Source organism: Acidimicrobiales bacterium (assembly GCA_035540975.1).
In the GTDB taxonomy this organism is placed as follows: Bacteria; Actinomycetota; Acidimicrobiia; order Acidimicrobiales.
In genome coordinates, this window is sequence record DATLFN010000018.1 from 1 (window position 1) to 10,325 (window position 10,325).

10 protein-coding genes are annotated in these 10,325 nt (G+C 76.0%); 5 read left to right on the top strand and 5 right to left on the bottom strand.

What is annotated here, in order from left to right:
* The 5 genes from VM242_02745 to VM242_02765 all read left to right on the top strand — a co-directional run.
* A partial coding sequence (locus tag VM242_02745; protein ID HVM04067.1) for a CoA transferase occupies window positions 1–1,461 on the top strand: 1,461 nt, incomplete at its 5' end.
* Window positions 1,446–3,065: a class I adenylate-forming enzyme family protein gene (locus VM242_02750; GenBank protein ID HVM04068.1), complete on the top strand. Its 1,620-nt coding sequence runs from the start codon at window positions 1,446–1,448 to the stop codon at window positions 3,063–3,065. The genes VM242_02745 and VM242_02750, both read left to right, overlap by 16 nt.
* Window positions 3,062–3,535 carry an alpha/beta fold hydrolase gene (locus tag VM242_02755; protein HVM04069.1) on the top strand — a complete coding sequence of 158 codons (474 nt, stop codon included), beginning with the start codon at window positions 3,062–3,064 and terminating at the stop codon, window positions 3,533–3,535. The genes VM242_02750 and VM242_02755 overlap by 4 nt, the downstream gene beginning before the upstream one ends.
* Window positions 3,532–4,068, top strand: coding sequence for an adenylyl-sulfate kinase (cysC, locus tag VM242_02760; protein ID HVM04070.1), 537 nt, complete (start codon window positions 3,532–3,534; stop codon window positions 4,066–4,068). Before VM242_02755 ends, cysC begins: the two co-directional genes overlap by 4 nt.
* Window positions 4,065–5,231: a sulfotransferase gene (locus VM242_02765; protein ID HVM04071.1), complete on the top strand. Its 1,167-nt coding sequence runs from the start codon at window positions 4,065–4,067 to the stop codon at window positions 5,229–5,231. The genes cysC and VM242_02765 overlap by 4 nt, the downstream gene beginning before the upstream one ends.
* Here the strand turns inward: VM242_02765 and VM242_02770 are convergent.
* The 5 genes from VM242_02770 to VM242_02790 form a co-directional block, all read right to left on the bottom strand.
* A complete protein-coding gene (locus VM242_02770; GenBank protein HVM04072.1) occupies window positions 5,195–6,787 on the bottom strand; it encodes an AMP-binding protein in 1,593 nt (530 codons plus the stop codon). The genes VM242_02765 and VM242_02770 overlap by 37 nt on opposite strands.
* The gene (locus VM242_02775; protein ID HVM04073.1) at window positions 6,784–7,437 is read right to left on the bottom strand and encodes a hypothetical protein; all 654 of its coding nucleotides are present in this window, start codon (window positions 7,435–7,437) and stop codon (window positions 6,784–6,786) included. Before VM242_02775 ends, VM242_02770 begins: the two co-directional genes overlap by 4 nt.
* Window positions 7,438–7,448: 11 nt before the next feature.
* On the bottom strand, window positions 7,449–8,162 hold the full coding sequence (locus VM242_02780; GenBank protein ID HVM04074.1) for a Phenylacetic acid catabolic protein: 714 nt from the start codon (window positions 8,160–8,162) through the stop codon (window positions 7,449–7,451).
* Window positions 8,163–8,674: 512 nt separating this feature from the next.
* Window positions 8,675–9,295, bottom strand: a complete 621-nt coding sequence (locus tag VM242_02785; GenBank protein ID HVM04075.1) for a CPBP family intramembrane glutamic endopeptidase — start codon at window positions 9,293–9,295, stop codon at window positions 8,675–8,677.
* Window positions 9,296–9,492: 197 nt separating this feature from the next.
* Entirely contained in the window at window positions 9,493–9,789 is a 297-nt protein-coding gene (locus VM242_02790) for a hypothetical protein (GenBank protein ID HVM04076.1), read from the bottom strand.
* Window positions 9,790–10,325 lie beyond the last annotated feature (536 nt).

A 10,325-nucleotide genomic window follows, 5' to 3' on the forward strand; every position in this document is an offset into this window, starting at 1 on the left:
GCCGCGGCGGTGGCCACCTCCCCCCTGGAGGCGGCGCTGGTGCTGCTCTCGCACTACTTCGTCGTGGCCACCGGGCTGGGCGACGCCGTGCCCGGCCCGCCGCTGCCCGCCCCGGGGCCGCCGTTCCGGAGCGCCGACGGGGCGTGGTTCGAGATCGAGACGCTCGACCCGGACCGGTGGCGGGCCTTCTGGGCCGCGCTGGGCGTGGGCGGCCCCGAGCTCGGGCGGGCGTGGACGGTGTTCCGGTGGCGCTACGAGCGGGCCGCCTGCTCGCTGCCGCCGGCGCTGCACGAGGCCACCGCCGGGCGGCCCCTGGCCGAGCTGGCCCGGGCGGCGGCGGAGACGGGGGTGAGCCTGGCGCCGCTGCGGGCGTACGCCGACGTGCTCGCCGATCCCGGCCCGGGCGCCGCCGCACCGGTGCTCCGGCGCCTCCCCGGGACGGCGCCGGCGCCCGTCGAGGGGGCGGGCGCAGCCGCAGCGGCGCCGGGCGCCGCGCCCGGTGGAGGCGGCCCCCTGGCCGGGCTCCGGGTAGTCGAGGCCACGTCGCGCATCCAGGGGCCGTTCGCAGGAATGCTGCTGCGCATGCTGGGGGCGGACGTGACGCGGGTGCAGCCGCCCGAGGGGGACTACGGGCGCGCCGCCCTGTGCCTCCACCGCGGCAAGGAGACCGTCCAGCTCGACCTGGCGTCGGCCCGGGGGCGGGCGGCGCTGGTCGACCTGGTCGGCGGGGCCGACGTGTTCCTCCACAACTGGCGGCCCGGGAAGGCCGTCGAGTGGGGCCTCGACGCCGCCTCCCTGGCCCGCGCCAACCCCCGGCTGGTGCACGGGTCGGCGTCGGGTTGGGGGGACCGGGCGGTGGGCCGCGAGCTGCTCGGCACCGACTTCCTGGTGCAGGCGTACGCCGGGCTGGGCCACGCCATCCACCCCGCCGACGAGCCGCCGTTCCCGTCGCGGGTCATCCTGGGCGACCTCTTCGGCGCCCTGGTGCTGGCCGAGGCCCTCGTCGCCGCCCTCCACCGACGCGAGCAGGCGCCCGGCGCGTGGGCGATCGAGTCCTCGCTGCTGGCCGGCGTGATGACCCTCCAGGCCCCCGCCCTCGACGCCGTGGCCGCCGGGAAGGGCGACGGGCGCCCCCGCTGGGGCCCCCTCGACCGACCCGTCCTCACCGCCGAGGGGGTGCTCGTCGTCACCGTGGAGGACGACGACGCCTTCCGCACCCTGTGCCGGGCGTGCGAGGTCGACCCCACGGGCGCGCCGCGCTCGGCCACCGAGGCGGCGCTGTGCCGGCGGCTGGCCTCCGTGCCCGCCGCCCGATGGATGGACGTGCTGCCGGCGGCCGGCCTGCCCTGCGCCCTGGCCCCGGACGACCTGGCCGCCGTCCCGGCCGACCCCCGCCTGGCGGCGCTGTTCGAGCCCGTCGGCGCCGGGGTGGCCCCCCGGGGGCCGTGGGCGTTCGGGTGATGGCGCCCGCCCGGGCGGGGGGCGCGCTGGCGCCCACCCTGGAGGCGGCCTGCCGGCGCTGGGCGGAGCGGCCGGCGGTCACCATGGGCGACCGCACGCTCACCTACGAGGACCTGGGCCGGGGAGTGGCCCGGCTGGTCGCCGGCTACCGGCGCCTCGGCCTCGCGCCCGGCGACCGGATCGTGTGCCAGCTCCCCAACCGCCCCGAGCACGTGATGGCGGTCAACGCCGCCTGGGGCCTGGGCGCCGTCCACGTCGGCACCGACAACGACCTCACCGGGCGGGAGCTGGCGTGGGTGGTCGGGCGCACCGGCGCCGCCGCCCTGCTCTTCCAGCCCCGTCCCGGGGCCGAGGACCCCCTGGCGCCGCTGCGGGCGGTGCGGGCGGCGTCGCCTTCGACACGGGTGGTCGTGGCCGGCACCGGCCCGGCCGCCGGCTCCGACCACGGCCTTGCCGACCACCGCCTCGAGGACCTGCTGGCCGGGCCCGACGAGGCCGACCGCTGGTCGCCGGCCCACGGCCGCGACGACACCGCCCACCTGTTGCTCACGTCGGGCACGACGGGGAACCCCAAGGCGGTGATGGAGACGCTGCCGGCGTGCTGGGCCAAGATGCAGTTCTTCGCCGACGCCTTCCGGCCCGGCCCCGACGACGTCCACCTGCTCTACCTCCCCGTCGCCCACGTGTTCGGCCTCCGCCTGGCCATGCTCGCCCTCGGGAGCGGCGGTCGGCTGGTGCTGGCCGAGCGCTTCTCGCCCGCCGGCGCCCTCGACGTGATCGGCGCCGAGGGGGTCACCGTCCTGCCCGGCATGCCCGCCCACTTCACCCTCCTGCTCGACGCCCTCGACCGGTCCCGCCACCGGGTGGGCACGCTGCGCTGGGCGATCTCGGCGGCGTCGGCCCTGCCACCGGGCCTGGTCGACCGCATCCACGACGACCTCGGCGTCGACCTGCTCTACGTCTACGGGTGCAGCGAGAACTTCACCGTCCAGACGACCGACCGCGACGTGATCTCCAGGGGCTCGGTGGGCCGCCAGGTCTTCCGGGGGCCGGAGGGGACGCCGCCGGACGGCCGGGTGGCGGTGATGGACCCGGCCACGGGCGAGCTGCTGCCCGCCGGGGCGGTGGGCGAGATCGTCTTCGGCGCCGCCTGCCCGGTGCGGTACTGGCGGGCGCCCGACGCCGCCACCGACGGCTGGTACCGCACCGGTGACCTCGGCCGGGTCGACCCGGACGGGCTGGTGTACGTGATGGGACGGCTCAAGGAGCTGGTGAACCGGGGAGGCCTGCACGTCTCCCCCACCGAGATCGAAGCGGCGGTGGTCCGCCACCCGGGTGTGGCCGACGGCGCGGTGGTCGCCACCCCCGACCCGGTGCTCGGGGAGGCGATCTGCGCGTGCGTGGTCCCGGCGCCGGCCGGCCCGCCGCGGCTCGGCGAGCTGCGGGCGTTCCTCGCCGAGGCGCTGGCCCGCCACAAGCTGCCCGACGAGCTGGCGGTGGTGGACGCCATCCCCCGCACCAAGATCGGCAAGGTCGACCGCGCCGCCCTGCGGGCGGCGGTGCTCGAGGACCGGCGGCCGCGGGAAAGCCTCCGGCCCCGTTGAGCGCGCCCGTGCGCTTCGTGGCCTCGCCGCCCGGCGTCGCCGTCGCCGTACACGACCTCGGAGGCGGCGGCGACCCGCTGGTGACGGCCCACGCCGCCGGGTTCCACGGCCTGGTGTTCTCGCCGCTGGCCCGGGGGCTGGCCGCCGGTTTCCGGTGCGTGACGTTCGACGGGCGGGGCCACGGCGACACGGCGCTGCCCCGGGGGGTGGACCCGGACTGGTACGGGCTGGCCGCCGACCTGCTCGCCGTCGTCGAGGGGCTCGGCCTCGACCGCCCCTTGGCGTTCGGGCACTCGAGCGACGGCTTCGTCCGGGAGCAGGCGGCGCGGCGCGCGTCCCGCCTTCCCGACGGCCACAGCCACGTCGTCCCCGGCGTCGGCCACTTCGGCCCGCTGGAGCGTCCCGACGCCGACGCCGCCGCCGCATTCCGCTTCTTCGTCGAAGCGGCCGGGGCGAAGGCGGGGCGGTGACGCCGCCCCCCGCTGCCGGCCTGACCGTGTGGCTCACCGGGCTGCCGTCGTCAGGGAAGACCACGCTGGCCCATGGCATCGGCGAGCGGCTGCGGGCCGCCGGGCGGCGGGTCGAGGTCCTCGACGGGGACGTGGTGCGGGCCCGGCTGGCCCCCGAACTCGGCTTCTCGCGCCGGGACCGGGCCGAGAACGTGCGCCGCGTCGGCTACGTGGCCCACCTGCTCAGCCGCAACGGCGTGACGGTGGTCTGCGCCCTCGTCTCGCCCTACCGCGACGAGCGCCACGAGGTGCGCGCCCTGCACGACGGGCGCTTCCTCGAGGTCCACGTGGCGGCGCCGCTCGACGTCTGCGCCCAGCGCGACGTGAAGGGCCTCTACGCCCGGCAGCGCTCCGGCGAGCTGCGGGGGCTGACCGGCGTCGACGACCCCTACGAGGCGCCGGAGGCACCCGAGGTCGTCGTCCCGACCCACCGCCAGACCGTCGAGCAGTCCCTCGACGCCATCTGGGAGGCGATCGTCTCCCGGTCACCATGATCGTGCCGGCCGCCGGTGGCCCGGCGCTGTCGGTCGCCTCACTCGTCGACGAGGCCCGGGCCAGGTCCGGCTACCAGGGGGACGTGCCGTTCACGTCCACCCTCGAGTTGCTGGTGTCGTCGTGCGCCCGCTCGGCCCGCCTGTCGGCGACGGGGGCCCAGGTGCTGCGCCGGGCGGCGCTGCGTCACCTGCGCAACCTCTGCGACGTGCTCGCCCACGTCGACGCCTTCCCCGACACCCCGGCCCGGCCACTCCCCTCACCGGTGGTCGTCACCGGTCTGCCCCGGACGGGAACGACGTTGTTGCACAACCTGCTGGCGCTCGACCCGGCCCGGCGGCCGCTGTGGTTCTGGGAGGCGCTCAACCCGGTCCCCCCCGGGCCGTCGACGCCGACGGTCGACGAGCGCATCGCCCGGGCGGAGGCGTGGCTGGAGGCGTTCTACCGCATGGCGCCCGAGTTCCGGGCCATCCACCCGGCGTCGGCCACCGGGCCCGAGGAGTGCGACGCCCTGTTGCAGAACACCTTCGCCAGCCAGCACTTCGACGACATGTTCGATGCCGGGGAGTACTCGACCTGGCTGGGCCGGGCTCCGCTGGCGCGCGAGTACGACTTCTACGCCCTCCAGCTCCGGGCCCTGTCGGCGTCGTCTCCGCCGGGCGCCACGTGGGCCCTCAAGTCGCCCGGCCACCTCGGGCACCTCGACGCCCTCCTGGGCGCCCTCCCGGAGGCGACCGTGGTGGTCTGCCACCGCGACCCCCGCCAGGCGGTGGCTTCCTATGCCAGCCTCATCGCCACCGTGCGCCGCCCCTACACCGAGGAGCTGTCGCTCCCGGTCGTGGGGCGCCAGGCCCTGGCCCGGGCGGGCGAGGCGATGGAGCGGGCGCTGGCCGTGCGGGACGGCGCCGCCGGCCGCTTCGTCGACGTGCCGTACCGGCGCCTGGCCGACGACCCGCTCGGCGCCGTCGCCGCCGTCTACCGCGACCTCGGCCAGCCGCTCACCGACGAGGCGGTCGCCCGCATGCGGGGGTGGGTCGCCGAGAACCCCCGTCACCGGCACGGAGCCCACCGCTACGACCTGGCCCGGTTCGGCCTCACCGAAGGGACGGTGATGGAGGCGTTCGCGCCCTACCTGGAGCGCTTCGGCGACCTGGTCGACGGCTGAGCAGCCGCACCGGCGCCCGGAGGCCACTCCCCCTGGCGCAGGACGAACCGGCGCAGCTTGCCGGTGGGCGTGCGGGGCAGGGCGTCGACGAAGCGGACGCCGCGGGGCACCTTGAACGGCGCCAGCGTGGAGCGGGCCCTGGCCAGCAGCTCGGCCGAGACGTCGCCGGCGGGGGCGTCGTCGCGCCGGACCACGAAGGCGGTGAGCCGGGACGAGCCGTCGGGCCGCGCCACGGCGGCCACCGCCACCTCGGTCACGGCCGGGTGCCCGCCCAGGACCGCCTCGATCTCGACCGGCGACACGGAGATGCCCCCCACCATCTCCAGGTCGTCGGAGCGGCCGTGCAGGCGCACGAAGCCGTCGTCGGACATCTCCGCCCGGTCGCCCGTCACCAGCCACTCGCCCCGGCGGACGGAGCGTGTGGCGTCGGGTCGCCCCAGGTACTCGAGCAGGAGGGTGGGCCCGGCCACCCACAGGGACCCCACGCGCCCGGCGGGGAGGGGCTCGCCCCCGTCGTCGCGGACGCTCACCCGGTAGGGCGGGAGGGCTCGCCCCACCGTGCCCGGCCGCGACGACGTGAGCGTGTTGCTGGCGAACGTCTGGCCGACCTCGGTGGAACCCAGCCCGTCGAGGACGGGGCAGCCCAGCAGGTCGCGAGCCCGCTCGGCGAGGGTCGGAGCCAGGCGTTCCCCGGCCGAGACGGCGGCCCGCAGCGAGCCCACGGCGCCCGAGCGCCCCGTCGCCACCAGGTGGGCGTAGAACGTCGGCACGGCGAACAGCAGGCTCACCCGGTGCGCCTCGACCAGGTCGGCGACGAGGTCGGGGCGGGGCTGTCCCGGCACCAGGACGGCCCGGCATCCGGCGAACAGGGGGAAGAAGAGGGCGTTGCCCAGCCCGTAGGCGAAGTACAGCTTGGACACCGACAGCACGACGTCGCCGCGGTCGATGGCGAGCGCGGGTCGGGCGAATGCGTCGAAGTACACGGCCGGGTGGCCGTGGGCGTGGACGGCGGCGCGGGGCGTGCCCGTCGTGCCCGACGTGTACTGGGCGTAGGCGGCGGCGTCGTCGCCCACCGGCACCGGCGCCTCCGGCGGGCAGGAGGCGGCCAGGCGCCCCAGCCCGCCCCCGGGCACCACCTCGGCACCGGCGAACCGCCCGGCCAGGTCGTCGTCGCACACCACCACCCGCGGGCCGGCGTCGGCGGCCAGGAAGCCGTGGTCGGCGGGGGTCAGGCGGGGGTTGGCGAGGACGGCCACGGCGCCGAGGCGAACGGCGCCCAGGAACGTCCACGCCAGCTCGATGCCGTCGGAGAGGACGAGCAGCACCCGGTCGCCCCGGCCGACCCCGAGCCGGGCGAGGACGCCGGCGGCGCGGGCGGCACCGTCGTGCACGTCGGCATGGGTGAACGAGCGGTCGCCGACCACGAAGGCCACGTCCTGCGCCCACCCGCCCTCGACCGCCCGGCGCTCGAGGACGGCGGCGAGGTTGTCGGCGCCGGTGGCGCCGGTGGCGCCCGTGGCGCCCGTGGAGCCCGTGGCGCCCGTGGCGCCGGTCACGGGCGGCCGGCGCCGACCACGAGCCGCTTCCCGGCGGGGCCGACGGGCCACCACCCGGCGGAGACGAGCCGGGCCCAGGCTGCGAAGGGATCCGGCTGGGCCCCGGCCACCGCCGCGGCCACGGCGCCCGCCACCAGCCACAGCTGGGCGCCCGACGCCACGTGCGCGTCGACGTCGTCGTCACCCGCCGGGTCGAGCCGCTCGGTGGCGACCAGGACGGCGATGTGCAGGGCCGCTTCCAGGACCGCCTCCCGCCCCGCCGCCACCGCGTCCCGGCGCAGGGCCGCCCGCACGGCGTCGGCGCGATCGAGCCACCCGGCGTCCACCCGCCCGGCCTCGTCCGAGGCTTCCGCCATGTCCACCACGGCGACGGGCAGGTCCACCACCCCCGCCGGCGTCCGCCGGGCCAGCGCCGCCACGTCGACGTCGTCCGCAGCGGATCGCTTCCCGGCGAGCTCGTCGACCAGGCGCTCGACGCGCTCGCCGCCGGCGCCGAGGGCCCGGGCGAGGCTGAGGCGGGTGCCGTCGACGCCGACGACGGCCACGGGCCAGGCCGCCACCGGTGCGCCGGCGAGGGCGTCGAGGGGCGTCGGGTGGCCCGGCCACCGGGGCGGGCGGCCGGTGGCGGGATCGCGGCCGGCGGGGTCCACGGCGTGCCAGCTCAGCCGTTCCAGCGCACGTCCACCTCGGGGAAGCGCAGGCCCAGGTCGTCCTCCACGAACTGCCGGGCCCGCCGGGCCCACTCGGCCCGGGCCTCGTCGTTGGTGCGCTGCTTCACCCCCCAGCGCCGGAACGCCACGTTGTTGGCCGATTGGCTGCGCCCGAAGAACGGCACCGTGAACGCGGCCAGGTCGTCGACGGCCGCCTGGAGGACGGGGCGGGCGTCGGCGTCGGCGGCCATGTCCCGCGAGCTCGCCTTCCCGAACGACACGTGGAACCGCTCCTCGGGCAGCAGCTTCTCGACCACGGAGCGCAACGGCAGGTACGACGTGTCCGCCAACTCCTCCATGAGCACGACCTCGGCCAGGTCGACGAGCGCCTTCAGCACCACGAACTCGGCCCACGACGTGAGCCCGAAGTCGAACACCGACAGGGCCCGCCCGGGGCCCACCTCGACGCCGAGCTCGGAGGCCAGGCGCTGGAAGCGCAGGTGATGGCCGTACTCCTCCATGGCGATGCGGCACGCCAGCCACTTCTCCCGCGGTCCGGGGGCGAGGGCGATGGCCGGCTCGTCGAACGCCACCGCACCGGCCAGCTCGTTGCGCACGTGGCTCACCACCACCTTGCCCACCGTGGACACGTACTCCGGCCCGACCTCACGGGCGGCCGCCGCGTCGACCACCTCCCCGGTGAAGGGGGCGCCCGGCGCGCTCAACGCCCGAGTCCCGCGAGCAGCGTGGGCACCGCAGCCGCGAGCGCCGGGCGCACCGCGCCGTGGGTGGCGCCCACCCGGCCGCCGGGGATGTGGAGCAGGGTCGACCCGGCAGTCACAACCGGTTCAGTATCGCACATAGGGCCGGAGCGGTTCCGCAAGGGGCGGCCATCTCCCTGCGGCACGTATGCTCACGAGCATGGCGCCGGCGCGCGGTCTGGTCGGGCGGCGGGCGGAGCAAGCCGCCCTGCGAGCGGCGCTCCGACGCCGCTCGCCGCGGTCACGGCACCGTCGTGCTCCTCGCCGGTGACCCGGGGATCGGCAAGACGACACTCCTCGAGGGCTGGGTGGCCGGTACTGGCTCACGTCGCAAGCGTGGCATCAGCCCGCCAACACCCGCCTTCGGCACTGTCCACTTCCCCGCTCGCTGACGTCGCTCCTCGGCTGGTAGGCGGTGGCGCTCGATGAGCTGTGGCCGGCAGAGCCAACGGCGGCCGTCGAGGCTTCGGGAACGGTCAGTGATCGGTGCGCCGCCGCGTCGCCAGATCGCGCCAGCCATGGCGTAGATGGTGAGCGGCGCCGGCGGCAAGGCTCACGGTGAGGACCGTGGCGATGACTGAAGGGCCGAAGTCGGACCGAGCGTCCCTCAGGAGGACCACTCCCGCGGCGTTGGTGGCGCTGTGGAGCAGAAGGGCCACGACCAGGCTGCCGCCGGTGGCCGTCCAGAACCAGGCGTAGAGCACCGACAAGGCGACCACCGAGATCAGAAAGGCCACGAGCGGCGCCCGCTCCTGGCCGCCAGGGTCCATGGCGTACAGAGGCAGGTGCCAGCACGCCCACGGGACCCCGAGCACCAGGGCCGCGGGGACGCCGCCCCAGCGATCGACGAGGCGGGGAAGGACGTATCCCCGCCAACCGAGCTCCTCCTGCAACGGACCGATGAACAGACCGACCACGAGGAACGGAGCGCTGAGCAGGACCGTCGACATCTCGAGGTGAAACGTCGCATCGTCGCCGACCGCCAGCCGATGGAGGCCCACCGCCGCGAGGGCGACGGCCAAGGGACCGCCCAGGCACAGGGCGTACCACCGCGCCGCCAGCCGCCAGTCCACCAATGAAGCGAACAGCTTCCGCACCCCTCTTCGCCCCTCCTCCCGCGCCGTACAGAGCACCCCCGCCACGCTCGGACCTGCGGCGCCGATGCCGATGGCGACGTGGTGAAAGGTCGAGAGGTCGTCTCCGGCGAAGACGATCGGTGCCCAGACCGACCAGGAGAAGGCGAAGACGAGGAGGAAGAACAGCCGCTCGGAACGCCACGGCTGGACGGCCTGGGTCAGTCGATCTCCAGAACGCCCACCTCGAAGCGCGCGACAACAGGGGCGGGGAACTGCAGGTCGGAGGCTGCTTTGCCCCGGAGGCGGTTCCCCACCTCCTCGCTGGCGCGCATGGCCTCCTCGTTCTCCCAGAGCGTGAAGCTGAAGATGCTTCCTCCATCACGGTCGATGAGGGCCACTCCCCCCTTGAAACCCTCGAGCTCACGTGCCTGGGGAAGCACCGTGCTGCGGTAGTACTCGGTGGCGTCGTCGACCCGTCCCGGCTCCACGGTGAACTTCGTGACTCTTGCGTGCATGACACCCCTCCTCGGCCGCCGAAAGGCGCCGTCCAAGATGCTACGTATACCGCCGTCCTGGTGCCCGCTGACGGGGTGGACGACGCCTTCGCCGACCGATCTCTGCCGGACTCCGGCGGGGCGCCGAGGTCGCGGCGCGCCCGGCGTGACGGCCCGCCGGCTCTGCGTCCGCCGACGCCGGCTCGGTGCATTCGACGTCGCCACTCCAACGCGCAAGGGCCAAGGGCCCCTACCGCCGCCGGTCGGGTGCGTCGAGCGTGCGGCGGGCGATGCGCTACTTAGGACAGTTGCCGTCCGGCGCGCTGTCCCAGGGAAGCAGGAACGGCCCCCGGTCGGTACAACGCCCCGGCGTTTGTTCCTGTCGGCGGGATTCGGCGCTCCCGTTCGTGCCTCCGATCGACTGATGTGGAACGGCTTGTCAAGTAGGTCGCGACGGGTTCGTCGAGATGACTTCGGGGCGTGCGGAAGTAGGGGGAGGGCGGTCAAGGCCGGCCGAAGGCCGCCCGGAGGGGAAGCCTTGACGGCCCGGTGGGCGG

What these genes read in the sequence shown, in the direction of transcription:
- VM242_02765 (HVM04071.1), top strand. Translation starts at nt 4,065, where the DNA reads ATGATCGTGCCGGCCGCCGGTGGCCCGGCGCTGTCGGTCGCCTCACTC.
- VM242_02790 (HVM04076.1), bottom strand. Translation starts at nt 9,789, where the DNA reads ATGCACGCAAGAGTCACGAAGTTCACCGTGGAGCCGGGACGGGTCGAC.